Below are 18,963 nucleotides of genomic sequence, written 5' to 3' on the forward strand. Positions count from 1 at the left end.
CCGTGGGCTCGTGGCCCGGCTCAGCCGATATCTCGGGCGCATCATCAGCGCGGCGGCAACCGTAGCAACGCGGACTCGTCGGCCGCCACTGATTTCCGTGGGCGATAGTTCCGTAGCACGAGCGTCAGGCTGCCCGCCGCGATGAGTGCCGCGACGGTGAACATGGCGGGGTAGCCGAAGCCCACGTGCTGGTGCAGGAAGGACAGCAGGGCGGGCACACCGAAGCCGAGGTAGCTGACCGAGTAGAAGACCGCGGTCAGTCCCGCCAGGTCGTCGGGGCGAGCGATTCGTTCGATCTCTTGGAGCCCGGCGACCAGTCCGATGCCGTAGCCAGCGCCGAGGATGACGGCCGTAGCCAGTGTTGCCCACAGGGTCAGCGCGCCGGAAGCCCAAGCGGCCGTGACCATTCCGCACGTGACGAAAACCAGCGAGACGACGGCCGCGCGGGCCGTGCCCGGCTTGTCGATCCGCCTCGCCACGGACTGGATCGCGAAACCACAGCTCAGGGTGATCACGCCGACGAGTGCCGAGAACGCGATCGGCGCACCGTGGATGTGCGGCGCCATCAGGGTCGGCATGACCGCGTAAGCCGTTCCGGCGGAGGTGAACAACCACAGCGCGACCGGCAGCGCCACGCACCGGAATCTGCGGTGCGCCGCTGCGGGAACTTTCAGGTCATCCCGCAACCGGCCCGGATTCGCTTGGGGGAGAATGGTTTCCGGTGCTCGTGCGACCCACGCGGTGGCGGCCAGGCAGAGCGTCACATTGATCAGATAGGCCAGCGAATTCGGCCACGGCGCCCACTGTGCCAGTACCCCTGCCGATCCCGCGCCGACCGCGAAGCCGCCGGTGAGGCTCATCGCCGAGCGTCGTGCCCCGGTGCCGCCGGGTAGCGCCGGTCCGAACGGCGGTTGCGCTAGTTCCTTGAGCCAGCTGCTGCCGACGGCCATCGCCAGTCCGAGCGCGACGCCACACAGGACCCGCCCGGCGGACAGCACCGGCACCGACGCGGATCCGAAAGCCAGCAGTAGTGAGCCGGTGGCACTGATCAGTGGGGCCGGGCGCAGCAAGGTGCGGCGGCCGTACCGGTCCGACAGCGGGCCGCCGATCAGCAGCGCGGGCACGATGCCGAGAACGTAGTAGAACAGCAGCAGATCCACCGTGGTCGCGGGCAGGCCGTGGTTCTTGTACATCACCAGCAGCGGGGTGAATTCGTTTCCGCCCCATGCGATCGCGAACATCGCGGCGGCGACACCCCACCATCGTTTCGACGCGACTCCGGCGGGTGCGGACCGGACCGAGGTGGTCGACGTCGTCATCACAGCCCCCGCAATTCCAGCTGGTGCACGCCGGAGAGGTGCTCAGCCAGTGCGGTGGCGAAGCGGTCCACCTCGCCGGCCTCGATCAGACCGGCGAGATGCGCGTGCTGTTCGATGATGCGGTCGATGTCGATCGGGCCGCGGCGCAGCGCGACGCTGTTCATCCGGCGTTGGCGCTCGCGCAGCGAGTCATAGAAGCTCGCGAGCAGCGGGTTGCCCGCCGCGATCACGTATGAGCGGTGAAAGTCGGTGTCCACCAAGGCGAATTGATCGAGATCTCCGGCCGCGGCGAGTTCGCGTTGCCGATCGAGCGACGCGCGGAACAGCGAGGTCAATGCCGTGCGATCGGTCGAGGCCAGGGCTCGCACCGCCGCCGCCTCCACCACATAGCGGGCGTACGCGACGTGCTCGGCCTCGTCCGGCGGGATCGGCACCACCAGCGCGCCGCGCTTCGGGTAGAGCTTCATCCACCCCTCGGTCTCCAGCCGCAGGAACGCCTCGCGCACCGGGGTCCGTGACGTACCGAGGTCGGCGGCGATCTCACCCTCGCTGATCAGCTCGCCACCCGACAACGTGCCGGTGAGGATGCGTTCCTTCACCTCGCGGTAGGCGTGCTCAGCTGATGAATACGTCTTAGACACAAGTTGTATCTTAGGCAGGGGCGAGAGCTAACCGACTGTGAGGTTTGTTACTGCGGGTAGTTGGCTGATCAGTAATATCTGCCGTCTGATCGGCGACTCGGCCGACACGGGCTGGGTGGACCGTCGAAGACCTACCGAGGGCCGTCGTTCGCTCACCTCGGATAGCAGCAAGGACGGTAGGAATCGTGTTGCTCGGTCGCTCATACGTTGCCGCATGCCGGTATGCCGCCAGTCTTGTCGTCGCGGTCGCGCTGGCACTGGTATCCGTCTCCTTCGCGCCCACCGCACAGGCGCAGGAGCAGGCCGTGATCGACCACATCACGCAGAAGACGGCGCGCTGGGAAGAGATCTACGTGCAATCGCCCGCGATGGGGCGAGTGGTGCAACTCGATGTCCTGCTACCGACGGACCAAACCGCGCCCCATCCCACCTTGTATCTGCTCGACGGTGACGGCGCCACCGACGACGAGGGGCAGAGCACCTGGACCCGCAAGACCGATATCGTGCAGTTCTTTTCCGACAAGCCGGTCAATGTGGTGATGCCGGTCGGCGGGCCGGGCGCCTTCTACACCGACTGGCTGCGCGACGATCCCAAGCTCGGGCACAACATGTGGGAAACGTTTCTGACCCGAGAACTTCCGCCGCTCATCGATGAGGCGCTGCACGGCAACGGCCGCAACGCGATAGCCGGAGAGTCGATGGGCGCGCAAGCCGCCGCGACGCTGGCGGTGCGCAATCCGTCGCTGTACCAGGCGATGGCTTCCTACAGCGGTTGCCTGATCTCCAGCAAACTCGACCAGGCCACGGTGCGCTCGGCGGTGACCGTCAAGGGTGGCGACCCCGACAACATGTGGGGCCCCGCCACCGATCCCGAATGGGCCGCTCACGATCCGAGCCTGCATATCGACCAACTCCGCGGCAAGCAGATCTACATCTCGACCGCCAGCGGGGTGCCCGGCCGCGTCGACTTCACCTACGACCCGACCTACAAATACCCTGACGACACCTTCGACTCGATCGTGCTCGAACTGCTCGCACACGACTGCACCGTCGAGTTCGACGCGGACCTGCGCGCACACGACGTCCCCGCGACGGTCCGCTACACCGACTTCGGCACCCATTCGTGGCCCTACTGGCAAGACGCACTGCACGACTCCTGGGCGACCTTGAAAACCGGCCTCGGTCTCTGACCCGCAACGCCGCGGCCGAACATCTTGCGGGTTAGGCAGCCGAGAGTGGGGGCGATCTGTGGGTTCAACCGTGCAATGGTCAATTTTGAGAATTATCTTCAACAATATAGACCTGATCTTGCATGATCTTCATAATTTCTTCTAGAACGGTCCACATCATGCGGATCGACCATATCCATCGACATTCAGGAGCGCAGGTGAAGATCGGGGTCCCCCGGGAGGTCAAGAACCACGAGTATCGGGTCGCGATTACCCCGGCCGGTGTGCACGAGCTCGTGTCCCGCGGGCACGAGGTGTACATCGAGGCCGGTGCCGGTCGCGGGTCGGCGTTCGAGGACGAGGCGTACACCGTCGCGGGCGCGCGGGTGCTGAACACCGCCGACGAGGTCTGGGGCACCGCGGAACTGGTGTTGAAGGTGAAAGAGCCGGTCGCCGAAGAGTATTCACGCATGCGCGAAGGTCAGGTGCTGTTCACCTACCTGCACCTCGCGGCCTCCAAGGACTGCACCGACGCGCTGCTGACCTCCGGCATCACCTCGATCGCCTACGAGACGGTCACCGGCCGGGACGGTTCGCTGCCGCTGCTCGCTCCGATGAGCGAGGTCGCGGGCCGGCTGGCCCCGCAGGCGGGCGCGTACCACCTGATGCGCAACGGCGGCGGCCGCGGCGTGCTGATGGGCGGCGTGCCTGGCACCCCGCCCGCCAACGTCGTCGTCATCGGCGCGGGTGTGGCGGGCGGCAACGCGATCGCCATCGCGCACGGCATGCGCGCCGAGGTGACCGTCCTCGACCTGAACATCGCCCGGCTGCGCGAGATCGACGCGCAGTACAAGGGGCAGGTGCGGACCATCATGTCCAACCGGCTCGAGGTCGAAAAGGCGGTGCGCCAGGCCGATCTGGTGATCGGCGCGGTGCTGGTACCCGGTGCGAAGGCGCCGACGCTGGTCTCCAATGACCTTGTCGCGCAGATGAAGCCGGGCTCGGTGCTGGTCGATATTGCCATCGACCAGGGTGGCTGCTTCGCGGATTCGCGGCCGACCACGCACGCCGATCCGACCTACCGGGTGCACGAGTCGGTGTTCTACTGCGTCGCCAACATGCCCGGCGCCGTGCCGTACACCTCGACCGTCGCGCTCACCAATGCCACGCTGCCGTACGTGGTTTCGCTGGCCGAACACGGCTGGCGCGACGCGGTGGCGGCGGACAAGGGCCTGGCCGATGGCCTCAGCACGCATGGTGGTGTGCTGCTGTCCGCATCGGTCGCGGCCGCGCACGGTTACGTCGCCGAAAGCCTGGCGGCGTAACGCGTTCGACGAGGGCGGTCGACCAGCGGGTCGGCCGCCCTTGTCATGTCGTGGTATTGGTCCGCGGTCGCATGTGCTCGAAGATGAGGATCGTCTCGGTCGAGGCGACGGCGGGATGCTCGCTCAGATTGTTCAGCACGAACCGGCGCAGCTCGTCGGTGTGTGAGGTGGCGACGTGGATCAGATAGTCGTCGGCGCCCGCGATGAAGTACACATTGAGCACCTCCTCGAACTCCGACATCTGCTCGCCGAACTCGGCCAGGTGCTGACGTGCGCTGGCGCGCAGCCGCACCGCGATCATCGCTTGCAGACTCCGGCCGAGCGCGGCCGGATCGATATCGGCGTGAAACCCGCGAATGACTCCGCGTTCCACCAGTGCTCGCACCCGGCCGAGGCAGGTGGACGGCGCGATGCCCGCCGCGGCAGCGAGCGCGTTGTTCGTCATCCGACCGTCCCGTGCGAGCTGGTCGAGCAGAATCCGGTCGATATCATCGATCGGAACACCGGCGGGCGGATGGATCAGTGGTGCAGGCGAGGTCGCGCCGCCGGGTGAATCAATCTTACGCATGCCCCGACCGTACAGAATCTTGTTCGTGAATCGCACGTCCATTGTGAATTATCTTCAACACGATCGACTGGTTGTTGTGCTCACTCCCGCCAGGAGGCGGCCGAGAACCCCTGGAGGAACTCCTTGCCCTCGAGCACGCGCAGCCGCCACGGACGCAGCCGCAACAGGCCGATCCCCGGCGATTCCGGCCCGTCCCAGCCCGGGACGCCGATCCCAGCCGGGTTGTAGCCGAGCGGTTCCGGCGTGCTCCGGAAGAGCTCCCACACCTTCGTTTTCGTCTCGAGGTCGTCGACCCATTCCGCGCCGCACTCCGCGAGGCAGGTGTCGTGGGTCGGCGCCCAGTAATTGCACGCCACATAGGGGCTGTGCGCGAGGTGCGCGAGTTTCGCGGGCGTCGGGCCGGTGAAGATCCATCCGGTCAGTTCCTGCCCGTCCCATTCCCAGATCGGATGCAGGATGCGGCTGCGTGGCCGTCCTGCCGGATCGGTCGTGGAAACGGTGCACCACACGATGCTGTGCGCCATCTCCACGAATGCGGGTGCGATATCGGCCAATTCGGTCACATCGGCCACCCTAGCCGTCGAACCCGGATTCAGCCCATCGGACGAGGATGCGGCCGAGCCTGCTCGAGTTGCGCGGCAACCGAGAGGATGGTCGTCTCGCCGTTGGTCGGTCCGACCAACTGCACCGCCAGCGGCAGGCCGTCCGCGCCGACGCCCGCGGGCAGCGACGCCGCCGGGTGCCCGGTCACATTCCACAGCGCCGTGTACGCCACCATCGGAATGGACGCGATCTGGGCGCGGACGGTATTCGCGCCGTCGAGCACGCCGAGCTGCGGCGGGCGGTTCGCGATGGTGGGGGTGAGCAGCAGATCGCAGTCGGCGAAGAGTCGATCGGCCTTGCGCGCCAAGGCTTCTCCCCGCCGGATCGCCCATTCCACCACCGGACGCCGTGCCCACGCGCCCAGTGCGATGGTCTGGTGGGTGCGGCGCTCGAGCAGTTCCGGATGCTCGACCAGCGCGGCTTCTTCCCGCACCCCGCCGAAGAACTGCGGGAAGAAGGCATGTGTCGGTTCGGGATAGTCCGGGTCCACCTCGAAGACCGAATGACCCAGCTCCGCAAGCAGATTCGCGGTTTCGTGCACCGCACGCACATGCGCGGGATCCGGTTTCACCAGCGGGGTGGCCGATTTGGTGCTGTACCCGATCCGCAGACCGGCCGTAGATTGCCTGGCCGCCTGCTCGAACGACATCACCGGGTCCGCCGCCGTGAACCGGTCGTGGGGTGTGTTGCCGCGAATCACGTCATACACGATCGCCGAGTCGAGCACGCCGCGGGTCAACGGCCCGCACACGCCCAGCGCCCACCACAGGTGCTCGTTCGGCGCGACCGGCACCCGTCCGCGCTGCGGTTTGAGACCGAACAGCCCGCAGCAGGCCGACGGGATCCGGATCGACCCGCCGCCGTCGCCGCCCAGCGCGACCGGAACCAGCCCCGCCGCAACGGCTGCGGCCGAGCCACCGCTGGAGCCACCGGTCGACCGGCTGCGATCCCACGGATTGCGGGTCACCCCGTAGGTGCTCGATTCGGTGAACGGCCACTGCCCGAACTCCGGCATCGCGGTCTTGCCGACGATGACCGCCCCGGCAGCCCGCAACCGCCGCACCACTTCGGCGTCGGCCGCGGCCGGGGTCGAGTTGGCCCTGGTGCCGAAGGTGGTCACCACACCGGCGACGTCGATCTCGTCCTTGATCGCGATCGGAATGCCGTGCAGCGGGCCGACCGCCCCCGCCGCGCGTTCCCGATCACGGTCGATCGCCTCGGCGCGGGCCCGCTCGTGCAGCACGCGGGTGAACGCACCGAGTTCCGCGGCCTCGTCGATGCCGTGCAACGTGGCGTCGACAAGGTCCTGTGTCGACAGCGCCCCCTGTTCCAGCAGCTCGCGCTGCTCGAGCACACCCGCTGATACGACATCCTGGAGATCCATCTGCTATCGCTCCTCTCGGTCACGCCGCACCGCGTGACCAGCACGACCGAGCCGTCGGGCCGAAGATCCGACAGTAGATAGTCGTATGACCATTTCGCAATCAATACGGACGGGAATCACAAGGAGTTCAGTATTCCGGTGAACCCGCGTCAGTGAGGGTCGGGTTCACCGAGCGGAGTTTCGATGAAGGAGCCGCCGATATACGTCGGTGCGGCAGTGGAACCTGCCGGAATGCTTGCGGCGAATCGCTCGGCGTCGTCATTGCTGCGATAACCGAGTTCCTCGGCCTCCCGCAGCGACACGACCGCGCGGGTGTTTTTCGATACGCCCCAGATTACCCGGAAGCCCGGACTTTCCGCGGCAAGACATGCTTCCAGTAGCCGCGCCGCGTCGTCCGGCGATAACCAGGTCGACAGTTCCCGGACATCACGCGGCCGCTCGAAGCACGATCCGATCCGCACGCAGATCACGTCCATGCCGAACCGGGAGTGGTAAAGACTGCCCAAGACCTCGATTGCCGCCTTGCTGAATCCGTAATAGGTGTCCGGTCGCGGAGCTGCCTCCGCCGCAATGCCATTCGGACCCGACTCGCCGACGATCCGATACCCGACAGCATGATTGCTGGACGCGAGCACGACACGGGAGACGCCCGCCTGTCGAGCGGCTTCCAGAACCGTATGCGTGCCATCGACATTCACCGCGAGCAGGCGTTCCCAGCTGTCCTCGCGGCTGATCCCGCCGAGATGGATGATGGCATCCACCTCGCGGCACGCGCTCGCCATGGTGTCGGCGTCGGTCAGGGAGCCGGTGATGATTTCCACCTGCTCATCCGTTGCGGCAGAGGGGAGTTCGGCCAGGTCCAGCAGTCGCAACACGCGATCGGGGCGGCGTAGTCGGGCCCGCATGAGGGTGCCGATTCCGCCGCCCGCACCGGTGATCAGAACTCGGTGACCGCCCATCGGTTCCTCTCTGAAAATAGGGCTGGGTGGGTGGCCATTGGTCCACCCACCCAACCGATCCGAGGAGCTGGCGTCAGTGCCCCTCGGAGCTCCTATACCTTGTCGGCCACCTCGGCCGAACCGGTGCGCTCCAGCTTGGAGTGCGTCCGCGAGTAGCCGAAGTACACGGCCAGGCCGGCCAGCAGCCAGACCGCGAACCGCACCCAGGTCTCCCACGGCAGCGACCAGATGAGGTAGAGCGAGAAGCCGATGCCGATGATCGGGACCACCGGCATGAGCGGCAGCTTGAACTCACGCGGCTCGTCGGGCCTGGTGCGCCGCAATACGATCACCGCGACCGAGACGACGATGAAGGCCATCAGGATGCCGATATTGGTCAGCTCCGCGACCACGGTGATGTCCAGCAGGCCCGCCATCACCGCGGCGCCGATGCCCACGATCCAGGTCACCCTGGTCGGCACCTTGCGCACCGGATGCGTCTTGGCGAACCACTCCGGCAGCAGCCCGTCGCGGCTCATCGCGTACCAGACGCGGGTCACGCCAAGCATGAAGGTGAGCACCACGGTGACGATGCCGACAATGGCGCCGATCGCGATGATGTTCGCGATGCCCGGCATGCCGACGGACTCGAACGCGGTGGAGAAGCCGCTCGTCGGGCTGATCTCGGTGTATTTCTGCATGCCGGTCAGCACCAGGGTCGCCAGCACGTACAGCACCATCGCGATGGCCAGCGAGTACAGGATGGCCTTGGGCAGGTGCTTCTTGCCGTCCGTCGATTCCTCGGCGGCGGTGCTCATCGCGTCGTAGCCGAACACCGCGAAGAACACGGTGGCCGCGCCGGTCCACACCGCACCGGCGCCGAACGGGAAGTACGGCGTGTAGTTCGAGCTGTCGATGTGGAAGACACCGAGCACGATGATGAGCAGGACCAGCGCGACCTTGATGCCCACCGCGACGGTCTCGAACCGGCCGACGCTGCGGATGCCGCGGGAGAGCAGCCACGCCGTGCCGAGGCAGAACAGCACCGCGAAGACGTCGATCACATGGCCTTCGCCGGTGCCGCTCGCACCCATCATCCAGTTCGGCAGGTCGACATCCACCTGCCCGAGCAGGAATCGGAAGTAGCCCGACACACCGATCGCGACCACCGCCGCCACCGCGATGTACTCCAGCAGCAGATCCCAGCCGATGAACCAGCCCGCGAGCTCACCGAGCGAGACGTAACCGTAGGTGTAGGCGGAGCCTGCCTTCGGCACCATGCCCGCGAACTCGGCGTAGCAGAGCGCGGCGGCGGCGCTGGCGACACCGGCGATCAGGAACGAGATCAGCACCGACGGACCGGTGACGGAGTGCGCGACCGCGCCCGCGAGGGTGAAGATGCCCGCGCCGATGATGCCACCAACGCCGATCGCCGTGAGCTGCCACAGACCGAGCGACCGCGCCAACTGTTCGTCGGCGGGGGCGCCCTCATCGATCTCCCCCATGGGTTTGCGGCGCAGCATCTGGCTACGCAACTGCGCGATGGACATGTGCTTCCTTTCGTCCTCCGCGCCACGCGACGATGCGTAACGCAGATCACACTTCGAGCTGTGGTTACTAAATACGACCACAGCGGCCCTGTGATCGGCGAGTTGGCCAAATATTGTTCAACACGGTTGGCCAACCGTACGGGCGCGGCTCGATCGCGCCCCGCGCTACCGCTGACTACCGGGTTTGAGCGAGCGCAGGAAGAACGCGACATTGGCCGGGCGTTCGGCCAGCCTGCGCATGAAGTAGCCGTACCACTGGTCGCCGTAGGGGACGTAGACCCGCAGATGGTTGCCGTCCTCGACCAGCCTGCGCTGTTCGGCGTCGCGGATGCCGTACAGCATCTGGAACTCGAACTCGTCGGGCTTGCGACGGGTCGACTCGACACAGTCCTGGGCGGCCTGGATGAGCGCCGGATCGTGGGTGGCGACCATCGGGTAGCCGTCGCCCAGCATCAGCACGCGCAGACAGCGCAGATAGGACTCGTCGACTTCGGCACGATCCTGATACGCGACGGACGCAGGTTCCTTGTACGCGCCCTTGCACAAGCGGATCCGGGACCCATGGCCCGACAGTTCCCGGCAATCGCCCTCGGTGCGGTGCAGATACGCCTGCAACACCGTGCCGAGAGTGGGGAAGTCGGCACGCAGTTCCCGCACGATGGCCAGGGTGGAGTCGGTGGTCGTGTGATCCTCGGCATCGATGGTCACCCATGCGCCCGCGGCCTCTGCCGCCACGCAGATCTGGCGCGCGTGGTCGAGCGCGATCGCGTGACCGTCCTGCGGCAGGGACTGGCCGAGGGCCGACAGCTTGAGCGAGACCTCCAGCGGCCGAACCGATTCCGTGTCCGGCTCGACCTCGAGCCGGGCCAGCGCGGACAGCATGTGCAGATAGTGTGTGACGGTGGTGCGGGCCTGCTCGATCTCGGTGGTGTCCTCACCGAGGTAGTCGATGGTGACATACCGGCCGGAGGCGAGCAGGGATTGCACGGCGGTCACCGCCTGATCCGCGGAGTCGCCCGCGACGAACCGGTCGACCAGCTTCTTGGTGGTCCGCATTCGCGTGATGGTGCGCTCCATGCGCGGCGAACGGGACGCGGCCAGCATGGCGGGCCGCAGCAGTGTGGAGAAGGCCATGAGCGCTACGCCTCCTGGTGCGGGTAACGGTGGTCGGTGGCCGGGACGAAGGTTTCCTTGATGGTGCGGGCGGAGGTCCAGCGCAGCAGGTTCTGTGCCGAGCCTGCCTTGTCATTGGTGCCCGAGGCGCGCGACCCACCGAACGGCTGTTGGCCGACGACCGCGCCGGTGGGCTTGTCGTTGATGTAGAAATTGCCCGCGGCGAAGCGAAGGCCCTCGGTCGCCGCGCTGATCGCGGTGCGGTCGTCGGCGATGATCGCACCGGTCAGTGCGTAGGGCGAACCCTTGTCCACCAGTTCCAGGGTCTGCTCGAACGAGCCGCGGACCGAGTCGTCGTAGACGTGGACGGACAGGATCGGGCCGAAGTACTCGGTGTGGAATGCCTCGTCGGTCGGATCCTCGCCGAGCAGCACGGTCGGGTCGACGAAGTAGCCGACCGAGTCGTCGGCGTGCCCGCCCGCCGCGATCGACAGACTCGGCGTGACTTTCGCCCGGGCGATGGCCTCGGCGTTCTTGTCGAAGGCGCGCTTGTCGATCAGTGCGCCACCGAAATGGCTGAAGTCGGTGACGTCGCCGTAGCTCAGCGTGGCGACCTTGTCGACGAACTCGCGACCCATCTTGGCCCACACCGATTTCGGGATGAAGGCGCGCGAGGCGGCCGAGCACTTCTGTCCCTGGTAGTCGAACGCGCCGCGGATCAGCGCCGTCGTCAGCACATCGGGGTCGGCGGAGCTGTGCGCGAGGACGAAGTCCTTGCCGCCGGTTTCGCCGACGAGGCGCGGGTAGGCGTTGTAGTCGGCGATGTTCGTCGCGACCGAGCGCCACAGGTGCTGGAACGTCGCGGTGGAGCCGGTGAAGTGGATGCCCGCCAGCCGGCGGTCGGTCAGCGCGACATCGGAGACCTTCGGTCCCGCGCCGTGCACCATGTTGATCACACCGGGCGGCAGACCGGCCGCCTCCAGCAGTTTCATCGTCCAGTACGCCGCGACCGACTGGGTCATCGCGGGCTTCCAGATGACGGTGTTGCCCATCAGTGCGGGTGCGGTCGGCAGGTTGCCCGCGATCGCGGTGAAGTTGAACGGGGTGATCGCGTAGACGAAGCCGTCCAGCGGGCGGTATTCGACCTTGTTCCACACTCCCGGCGCGGAGATCGGCTGGTCGGCGAGGATCTGCCGCGCGAAATGCACGTTGAAGCGCCAGAAGTCGACGAGCTCGCACGGGCTGTCGATCTCGGCCTGGTAGGCCGTCTTCGACTGCCCCAACATGGTTGCGGCGGCGATCGTTTCGCGCCACGGGCCGGCCAGCAGATCCGCGGCACGCAGGAATACCGCGGCGCGATCCTCGAACGACAGTGCCCGCCAGGCGGGCGCCGCCGCGGTGGCCGCCTCGATCGCGTCCTCGACATCGCTCGGCTTCGCGGTGGTGAGGGTGCCGAGCACGGCTGCGTGGCGATGCGGTTGCACCACCTCGATCGTCTTGCCGGAACTGCGCCGGTGCTCGCCGCCGATGACGTGATGGACCTCGGTCGGGGTCGAGCCGAGTTCGGCGAGCTTGGCCTGCAACCGTGTACGTTCCGCACTACCGGGGGCGAACGTGCCGACCGGCTCGTTGACCGGCCGCGGTGTGGACACGATGGCGTCCATGGTTCCTCCTGCTTGGTGTGGCAAATAATGAGGTGAGCCGAAGTCAACACCGGAAAAGTGCCCGGGAAATGGGCTAAAAGGACAAAGATGGGATGAGTGTGTTGTCGAGTTGGCCGAAAGGCGTAGTCGTGGCTGTTGATAGTGGGCTTGTTGCCGCGGACATCGACCTGTTCGGTCTTGCGCAGATCGTTGCGCAGAACGCGGGTGGCATGGTGTCGATCGAAGACCCGCAGTCCCATGTGCTGGCATATTCGGCCTCCGACGAGGCCGCCGACCAGATGCGGGTGATGTCGATCCTGGGTAGGGAAGGGCCGCGCGAGTACCTGGCGGTGCTGCGGAAGTGGGGAGTGTTCGACCGGTTGCGGCGCACCGATGAGGTCATCGATGTGCCCGCGCACGAAGAGTTGAACATCAAGCGCAGGCTCGTGGTCAGCGTCCGGCATCCGGCCGACGGGGCCGCGCGGGCGCCGCGCGTGCTCGGCGCGATCTGGTTACAGCAGGGCGATCGGCCGTTCAAACCGGACGCGGCGGAGATCCTGCGCGGCGCCGCGGCCATCGCGGCCCGCCTCATCTCACGCAGCCTCGACGCGCCGTCCACCGAAGCGCTACTCGTGCAACGGCTGTTCGGTGCGGGCGCCCCCGTCGACGTCGCGACCGTGGCGAGCGCGCTGAACCTGCCGCTGACCGGTCCGGCCGCCGTGGTCGGGTTCGCCCTCACCGCCACCGAAACCGCGCCCGCCACTGAACCTTCGGCGCTGGGCAACATGCTTCGCCTGCGCGCCAGCTCATTTCGCAACGACTCGGTGACCGCCACCCTCGGCGACCGGGTCTACGTGCTGTTGCCGAGCTACAAGGCCGCGCATGCCGTCACCGCGTGGACCCGCCAACTGGTCGAGCAGCTCGAATCCAAACGCGCACTGGCGCTTCGGGCGGCCATCGCCTGCCCCGTCGCCGACCTGAGCAGTGTCGCGGATGCCAGGCGCGAGGTCGACCGGGTCCTCGACAGCACCATCGCCACCTATCCGAGAGGCCGGGTCACCACCCTCGCCGAATCCCGCACCGCCGTCCTGCTCGGCGAAATCCTCGACCTCGTCGGCACTCGCCCCGAATTGCACGATCCCCGCCTGCGCGCACTCTCCGACTATGACCTCAAACATTCCGCGAGCCTGCGCGAAAGTGTGGACATCTATCTTCGGGAACACGGCGATGTGCGCAACGCCGCCACCGCCCTGCAGGTACACCCGAATACCTTGCGCTACCGCATTCGTCGAGTCGAAGACATCCTTCGGATAGACCTCACCGATCCCGCCGACCGGCTGTTGCTGGAGATTCAGCTCGCGTTGCATCGGCGGGAACACGGGCGGGACGGTGGGTCCACGCCCCGCTGACCGGCCTCGAAAAGGGGTTTGAATGCACCGCGCGGCGCTGACTCTGCGCGATCGGAATTCTTCGCTGCCGTCGCTGTTATTCGCCGTGGCAGCGAAGCCCTCGCAACCTGCTCGCCTGCGGTAACCGCAGACAGATTCGGGTTTTCTTGAACGGCGACACGCGTCGCGAGATGTTTGCGCGAACGCCCTAGGTGCGCAAATATGAGAAGCGGAAGACATGAGATCTTCTGCCGCGAATATTTAATGAACCCGTTTTTTTTGATGCGTCGGCTCGGTCGTCGGCGACGGGTCTTGCACGTTTCCACATCGTGCGGCCATCGGGCACAGGCAATAACGCTTCTTGTCGATTACTACGGGTGCTGCCGTGGAACGAGAAACGCGACGAAAGGTATTTCGTGAGCCTGCTGGATACCATTGTTCGAACCGTCGGCTTTGTCGTGTTCGTGATCACGATGCTCTATAACGCGCCGCTGCTCGTCGTCGGAATCCTGTTCGCCCGCCGCTCGGATGCGTCGCTGCGGGCGCAGCTCGCGCTGAAAGCGGGACCGCCTGTCGAGCTGCCGCCGGGCTGGCGGGTGTTCGTTCTCGTTCCCTGTTTGAACGAGGAACGCGTCATCGCGAATACGGTGCACTGCCTGCTCGATTCCCAGCCCGGAGTCGAGGTGATCGTCATCGACGACGGCAGCGACGACGGTACGGCCGAACTTGCCAGAGCCGCCGGCGGCGACCGAATCGCGGTGGTGCACCGGACACTGCCCGAGGCTCGGCGGGGGAAGGGGGCCGCCCTGAACGCGGGTCTGCGGCACGTCCGCCGCCGCGTCGAGAAGGAGGCCTTGGACCCGGCCCGCGTGCTGGTGTGCGTGCTGGACGCCGATGGTCGGATGACGCCGGGCGCCGCCGCACGAGTGACCGAGCTGTTCGAGCGGCCGGAGGTCGGCGGCGTGCAGCTGGCAGTGCGAATTCGTGGTCGCGGCAAGATGGCCCTGCGGTTCCAGGACGTCGAGTTCTGGGGACTCAGTGCGCTCTGCCAGTTCGGTCGAGTCGCGATGGGTTCGGTCGGGATGGGCGGCAATGGTCAGTTCACCCGCTTGTCCGCGCTGGACGAGGTGGGCGAGCAGCCTTGGTCGGACTCGGTGACCGAAGATCTGGATCTGGGTATCAGCCTGGCGGTGGCGGGTTGGACGGTCACGTCCACCACGAGCGCCTTCGTGTCGCAACAGGGCCTCACCGATCCGCGCCGCCTGCTGCGGCAACGCACCCGTTGGTACCAGGGCCACATCATGGCCGTCACCCGGCTGCCGGAACTATGGCGGGGTTCCGGCATCCGGCCAGGGGTGCGGCTGGACCTCACCGGGTACCTGCTGGTCCCGTATCTGATGACGTTGCCATGGTCCATCGTCCAGCAGTATTTGTTGGTTTCGCTTGTGTGCAGGCACGACATGGGGCTGTTCGGTCTTGCCGACGGCCCGATGTGGCTGGTCGTGCTGAGCGGCGTCGGCTGGTACGTGGCGTCCTTCGCCGGTTACCTGGCCTTGGCCGTGATGTACTGGCGGCGCACCGACGATGTGCCGCTGTGGAAGTCGGCCGCCTACCTGCACGGCCAATTGCTGTGGAACTACGTTGGTTTCATTGCGGCGTGGCGAGCGGTGTGGCGCATCCTCACGCGCCGCGTCGGCTGGACCAAGTCCGAACGCGCCGTCGAAGCGCCCCTCATGACCACCGAGCGGGCGGCCATCCCGTCATGAGCAACGACGCAGTGCGCGCGATGCTCGTTCTCGGCACCCGGCCCGAAGCGATCAAACTGGCTCCGGTGGTCCGCGCCATGACCGCTTCCTCGCTGTTCGAGCCGGTCGTCGTGACCACCGGACAGCACCGCGAGATGCTGCACCAGATGCTGGACCTCTTCCAAGTGTGCGAGCGCATCGAGCTCGACGTGATGCGCGAGCGGCAGCAATTGTCCACCCTGACCGCCCGATTGATCGATGAACTCGGCGAGGTGATCCGCGAAGGGCGGCCCGATCTGGTTGTCGTGCAGGGCGACACGACGACGGCGCTGGCCGGTGCGCTGGCGGCGTTCTACGAGCGCGTTCCCGTCGCCCATGTGGAGGCGGGCCTGCGGACCGGCGTGCCGGACAATCCATTTCCGGAGGAACTCAACCGCAGGCTCGTCGCACGGGTGGCGCGCTGGCACTTCGCGCCCACTGCCGGAGCCGCCGCACATCTGATGGCCGAGGGGGTTTCGGAGTCCGCGGTGTTCGTCACCGGCAACACCGTCATCGACAACCTGTTGTGGGTACTCGACCAGCGCGTTGGACACAGTCATTTCACCACCGACCTGCGCCGCGTCCTGCTCACCCTGCACCGCAGGGAAAATCAGGGTGACGCCATGCGTTGCATGGGTACCGCGGTGCGGCGGCTCGCCGACCGGGGCGACGTCGAAATCCTGCTGCCCCTGCACAAGAGCCCGGCAGTCCGTGAAGCGTTGCTGCCCGAACTGACCGGCCACCGCAACATCCGGGTGGTGGAGCCGCTGGACTATCTCGACTTCTCCGCCACTCTCGCCGCCTGCGACCTGGTACTGACCGACTCGGGCGGTATCCAGGAGGAGGCGCCGACCCTGGGTAAACCCGCGCTGATCCTGCGCACGACTACCGAGCGGCCCGAGGCGGTGGCGGTCGGCGCGGCCGAGCTGGTCGGCACCGCGCCCGACGCCATCGTCGCCGCGGCGGCCGACCTGCTGGACGATCCGGCAGCGTACGCTCGAATGGCGAACGCGGGCAACCCTTTCGGCGACGGCCACGCCGCGCACCGCATCATCGCCCAGCTGGCCGCGGACTTCGAGCGCACCCCGGCGGACCCCCTGCTGATGCCGCTGGGGGTCTGATGCCGTATGCCGCTAGCACTTCCCCTTGGCGGCATCGCGAATCCCGGCAATGGTCGACTGCCGGTCGGTCTCGCTGAGCGTCTGCCATTGCGGCGATTGCGGAAGCAGGGCGATCGTCTCTTCCGCGGTCTTGTTCGCCGACTCCTCGCTGACCGCCTTCAATTTGCTCAGCACCGGCAGGTAGTTCTCGCACGACTTTCCGCGCACCGCGTCGTTGAGCGCGGCGGACGTCGGCGTCGCGTCCGTACTCGCCGTCGAGCTACATCCAGCAAGTGCCAGTGCGGCTCCAATAGCCAGCAAGGCAATACTTTTCATCCACGTTCCCCTCATCAGAGTGGCGGTCACGCTACCCGCCCCAAACCACCCCGTCCATTTGATCGGCCAACGACCCAGGAGACGATCATGATCAACGGGACATGATGGCGGCATCGCCCGAGAACACCCACCACCACGTCCCGTTGATCATGAAGGTTTGGGGGCCGTCGCCGTCGTGACCCCCGGGGGAGTCGTGGCTATCGCGGTACGGTCGTGAGGTGAGGACGGCCCACTCGGCCGATGGTCGGCCGATCGGTGTCCAACTCGCCGCCGTACCCGGCGGTGAGCCGCTACTTCTCGGCGCCGCGGCCCAACTGGAGCAAGGTCGGGGCCAGATCTGAGCATGGGTGGAACGGCGAACGCATCGAGGACGCGCGGCTACCGGTCGACCGCACCCGGGTTCATGCCGCGACCGACGGAGGGCCAATATATCCAGTATCGCCGCACGACATTCGCGACCATCGCCGGTGCCGCGGAGTCACCCACGACACTGCCCTCATCGGCACCGCCACCAGTTCTGGGGGCACCGGTATGGCCAGTTGAATTGCCACCTACGGATCCGTAGGCTCGCGGAGGTTGTCGCGCTGGCGGTCTTGCTCGGTCCAGCGAATGGTGCGCCAAAACGTCTGAGGGGTAACGCAAATGGGGAGAAAACTGACCCAGCTCGAGCTGCTCATGGAGCTCGAGCCGATCGCGGAAGAGAACGTGCATCGGCACCTGTCGATGGCGAAGGACTGGCACCCGCACGACTATGTGCCGTGGGACGAGGGCCGCAACTTCGCCGCGATGGGCGGTGTCGACTGGGATCCCGACCAGTCGCAGCTGTCCGACGTCGCCAAGGCCGCGATGATCACCAACTTGCTCACCGAGGACAACCTGCCGTCCTATCACCGGGTGATCGCGGAGAACTTCTCCCAGGACGGCGCCTGGGGCACCTGGGTCGGCCGATGGACCGCCGAGGAGAACCGGCACGGCATCGTCATGCGCGACTACCTGGTCGTCACCCGTGGCGTCGACCCGGTCGAACTGGAAAACGCCAGGATGGTCGCGATGACTACCGGCTTCGATCCACTGGCCGTGGCCAAGTACAGCGACGTCGATCCCAGCACGGTCCCCGACACGGGCTTCCTGCTGGGCGTCGCATACGTGACCTTCCAGGAGCTCGCCACCCGCCTCAGCCACCGCAACACCGGCCGGGTGTGCGACGACCCGATCGCGGACAAGATGCTGCAGCGCATCGCCGCCGATGAGAACCTGCACATGATCTTCTACCGCAACATGTGCGGCGCGGCCCTTGATTTGGCGCCCGATCAGGCGATCGAAGCGATCACCCTGACCCTGACGAACTTCCAGATGCCGGGCGCGGAGAATCCGAACTTCCGCCGCTACGGCGCTTTGATGGCCAAGCACGGCATCTACGACATGCGCCAGCACCTCGAGGACGTGGTGATGCCGGTGCTGCGCATCTGGAAGATCTTCGAGCGCAATGACTTCACCGCCAGCGGTGAGCAGAGCCGGGAACAACTCGCGGCGTACCTCGCGAAGTACGAGCGGGATATGCTCAAGTTCGAGGAGCGACGCGACCGGATCGCGGCCCGTCAGGCCAGCCGCCGTGAATCGGCGCCGCTGACCACCACGCTGACCTGATCGGTTTTCACTGCTCGGCTCGGTCAGCAGCAGTTGGGATCCAGGACGAGGCACAGCGCGGCGAGGGCGTCGCGGCGGGCACGGTGATAAACGCTCATGCCGCGGCGCTCGGACTCGACCAGTCCGGCCTTCTTGAGCTGGCCGAGATGATGGCTGACCGTCGACTCGGCCAGTCCGATCGCGGTCGCCAGATCGCCGGTGGTCTCCGCGCCATCCGCGCTGGTGAGTAGCCGCGACATCAACTTCACCCTGGCGGGATCGGCAATCGCCTTGAGCCGCAGGGCAACTTCCAGCGCGTCGGCGTCACCGATCGGTGCGGCCGCCACCGGGCGGCAGCAGACCGGGGCGGACATGTCGACTAAGGGCAGCGTCTTGGGCACGGATTCACCCTACCGGGGGTATTGACATATGTCGAAAAGGTGGCGACCCTGAATGGGCAAGCTCTTCGATATATG

At 66.5% G+C, this 18,963-nt stretch carries 18 protein-coding genes; 7 read left to right on the forward strand and 11 right to left on the reverse strand.

Features of this window, described 5'->3' with window-relative positions; translation table 11 throughout:
• Positions 1–44 precede the first annotated feature (44 nt).
• On the reverse strand, positions 45–1,319 hold the full coding sequence (locus KV110_RS18395; RefSeq protein WP_218477527.1) for an MFS transporter: 1,275 nt from the start codon (positions 1,317–1,319) through the stop codon (positions 45–47).
• Positions 1,319–1,960: a GntR family transcriptional regulator gene (locus tag KV110_RS18400; protein WP_218477529.1), complete on the reverse strand. Its 642-nt coding sequence runs from the start codon at positions 1,958–1,960 to the stop codon at positions 1,319–1,321. Before KV110_RS18400 ends, KV110_RS18395 begins: the two co-directional genes overlap by 1 nt.
• Before the next feature lie 185 nt (positions 1,961–2,145).
• Between KV110_RS18400 and KV110_RS18405 the strand changes: the two genes are divergently transcribed.
• Together KV110_RS18405 and ald are read left to right on the forward strand one after the other, a co-directional pair.
• Positions 2,146–3,150: an alpha/beta hydrolase gene (locus tag KV110_RS18405; protein ID WP_246634622.1), complete on the forward strand. Its 1,005-nt coding sequence runs from the start codon at positions 2,146–2,148 to the stop codon at positions 3,148–3,150.
• Positions 3,151–3,347: 197 nt separating this feature from the next.
• On the forward strand, positions 3,348–4,454 hold the full coding sequence (ald, locus tag KV110_RS18410) for an alanine dehydrogenase (protein ID WP_218477530.1): 1,107 nt from the start codon (positions 3,348–3,350) through the stop codon (positions 4,452–4,454).
• Positions 4,455–4,497: 43 nt separating this feature from the next.
• Here ald and KV110_RS18415 read toward each other — a convergent pair whose 3' ends face one another.
• From KV110_RS18415 to pruA, 7 genes are all read right to left on the reverse strand, one after another.
• Positions 4,498–5,022 (reverse strand): Lrp/AsnC family transcriptional regulator, encoded by a 525-nt coding sequence (locus KV110_RS18415; protein WP_218477531.1) that lies wholly within the window; start codon positions 5,020–5,022, stop codon positions 4,498–4,500.
• An 80-nt stretch (positions 5,023–5,102) separates the two neighbouring features.
• Positions 5,103–5,585: a pyridoxamine 5'-phosphate oxidase family protein gene (locus KV110_RS18420; RefSeq protein ID WP_393540286.1), complete on the reverse strand. Its 483-nt coding sequence runs from the start codon at positions 5,583–5,585 to the stop codon at positions 5,103–5,105.
• Positions 5,586–5,614: 29 nt separating this feature from the next.
• Entirely contained in the window at positions 5,615–7,009 is a 1,395-nt protein-coding gene (locus KV110_RS18425; RefSeq protein ID WP_218477532.1) for an amidase, read from the reverse strand.
• A gap of 149 nt (positions 7,010–7,158) precedes the next feature.
• On the reverse strand, positions 7,159–7,968 hold the full coding sequence (locus KV110_RS18430; RefSeq protein WP_218477533.1) for an NAD-dependent epimerase/dehydratase family protein: 810 nt from the start codon (positions 7,966–7,968) through the stop codon (positions 7,159–7,161).
• A 92-nt stretch (positions 7,969–8,060) separates the two neighbouring features.
• On the reverse strand, positions 8,061–9,497 hold the full coding sequence (locus tag KV110_RS18435) for an amino acid permease (protein ID WP_218477534.1): 1,437 nt from the start codon (positions 9,495–9,497) through the stop codon (positions 8,061–8,063).
• Between the two features lie 165 nt (positions 9,498–9,662).
• Entirely contained in the window at positions 9,663–10,631 is a 969-nt protein-coding gene (locus tag KV110_RS18440) for a proline dehydrogenase family protein (protein WP_218477535.1), read from the reverse strand.
• A 5-nt stretch (positions 10,632–10,636) separates the two neighbouring features.
• The gene (gene pruA / locus KV110_RS18445; protein ID WP_218477536.1) at positions 10,637–12,274 is read right to left on the reverse strand and encodes an L-glutamate gamma-semialdehyde dehydrogenase; all 1,638 of its coding nucleotides are present in this window, start codon (positions 12,272–12,274) and stop codon (positions 10,637–10,639) included.
• Positions 12,275–12,402: 128 nt separating this feature from the next.
• Between pruA and KV110_RS18450 the strand changes: the two genes are divergently transcribed.
• From KV110_RS18450 to wecB, 3 genes are all read left to right on the forward strand, one after another.
• Positions 12,403–13,662, forward strand: a complete 1,260-nt coding sequence (locus KV110_RS18450) for a PucR family transcriptional regulator (RefSeq protein WP_343224190.1) — start codon at positions 12,403–12,405, stop codon at positions 13,660–13,662.
• 395 nt (positions 13,663–14,057) lie between these two features.
• On the forward strand, positions 14,058–15,407 hold the full coding sequence (locus KV110_RS18455) for a glycosyltransferase family 2 protein (protein ID WP_218477540.1): 1,350 nt from the start codon (positions 14,058–14,060) through the stop codon (positions 15,405–15,407).
• Positions 15,404–16,546 carry a non-hydrolyzing UDP-N-acetylglucosamine 2-epimerase gene (wecB, locus tag KV110_RS18460; protein WP_218477542.1) on the forward strand — a complete coding sequence of 381 codons (1,143 nt, stop codon included), beginning with the start codon at positions 15,404–15,406 and terminating at the stop codon, positions 16,544–16,546. The genes KV110_RS18455 and wecB overlap by 4 nt, the downstream gene beginning before the upstream one ends.
• 12 nt (positions 16,547–16,558) lie before the next feature.
• Here the strand turns inward: wecB and KV110_RS18465 are convergent, their stop codons facing one another.
• On the reverse strand, positions 16,559–16,861 hold the full coding sequence (locus tag KV110_RS18465) for a hypothetical protein (protein ID WP_218477543.1): 303 nt from the start codon (positions 16,859–16,861) through the stop codon (positions 16,559–16,561).
• A gap of 218 nt (positions 16,862–17,079) precedes the next feature.
• Between KV110_RS18465 and KV110_RS41810 the strand changes: the two genes are divergently transcribed.
• Both KV110_RS41810 and KV110_RS18470 read left to right on the forward strand, forming a co-directional pair.
• On the forward strand, positions 17,080–17,202 hold the full coding sequence (locus tag KV110_RS41810) for a hypothetical protein (protein ID WP_281427772.1): 123 nt from the start codon (positions 17,080–17,082) through the stop codon (positions 17,200–17,202).
• Between the two features lie 301 nt (positions 17,203–17,503).
• A complete protein-coding gene (locus KV110_RS18470; protein ID WP_218477544.1) occupies positions 17,504–18,508 on the forward strand; it encodes an acyl-ACP desaturase in 1,005 nt (334 codons plus the stop codon).
• A 23-nt stretch (positions 18,509–18,531) separates the two neighbouring features.
• On the opposite strand, the gene KV110_RS18475 is transcribed toward KV110_RS18470, so the two are convergent.
• Positions 18,532–18,888, reverse strand: a complete 357-nt coding sequence (locus KV110_RS18475) for an Rv2640c family ArsR-like transcriptional regulator (protein ID WP_218477545.1) — start codon at positions 18,886–18,888, stop codon at positions 18,532–18,534.
• Positions 18,889–18,963 lie beyond the last annotated feature (75 nt).

The organism is Nocardia iowensis (assembly GCF_019222765.1).
Classification (GTDB): domain Bacteria; phylum Actinomycetota; class Actinomycetes; order Mycobacteriales; family Mycobacteriaceae; genus Nocardia; species Nocardia iowensis.

What these genes read in the sequence shown, in the direction of transcription:
- KV110_RS18440 (WP_218477535.1), bottom strand. Translation starts at nt 10,631, where the DNA reads ATGGCCTTCTCCACACTGCTGCGGCCCGCCATGCTGGCCGCGTCCCGT.
- KV110_RS18430 (WP_218477533.1), bottom strand. Translation starts at nt 7,968, where the DNA reads ATGGGCGGTCACCGAGTTCTGATCACCGGTGCGGGCGGCGGAATCGGC.
- KV110_RS18470 (WP_218477544.1), top strand. Translation starts at nt 17,504, where the DNA reads ATGGGGAGAAAACTGACCCAGCTCGAGCTGCTCATGGAGCTCGAGCCG.
- KV110_RS18465 (WP_218477543.1), bottom strand. Translation starts at nt 16,861, where the DNA reads ATGAAAAGTATTGCCTTGCTGGCTATTGGAGCCGCACTGGCACTTGCT.
- KV110_RS18435 (WP_218477534.1), bottom strand. Translation starts at nt 9,497, where the DNA reads ATGTCCATCGCGCAGTTGCGTAGCCAGATGCTGCGCCGCAAACCCATG.
- wecB (WP_218477542.1), top strand. Translation starts at nt 15,404, where the DNA reads ATGAGCAACGACGCAGTGCGCGCGATGCTCGTTCTCGGCACCCGGCCC.
- KV110_RS18415 (WP_218477531.1), bottom strand. Translation starts at nt 5,022, where the DNA reads ATGCGTAAGATTGATTCACCCGGCGGCGCGACCTCGCCTGCACCACTG.
- pruA (WP_218477536.1), bottom strand. Translation starts at nt 12,274, where the DNA reads ATGGACGCCATCGTGTCCACACCGCGGCCGGTCAACGAGCCGGTCGGC.
- KV110_RS18425 (WP_218477532.1), bottom strand. Translation starts at nt 7,009, where the DNA reads ATGGATCTCCAGGATGTCGTATCAGCGGGTGTGCTCGAGCAGCGCGAG.
- KV110_RS18395 (WP_218477527.1), bottom strand. Translation starts at nt 1,319, where the DNA reads ATGACGACGTCGACCACCTCGGTCCGGTCCGCACCCGCCGGAGTCGCG.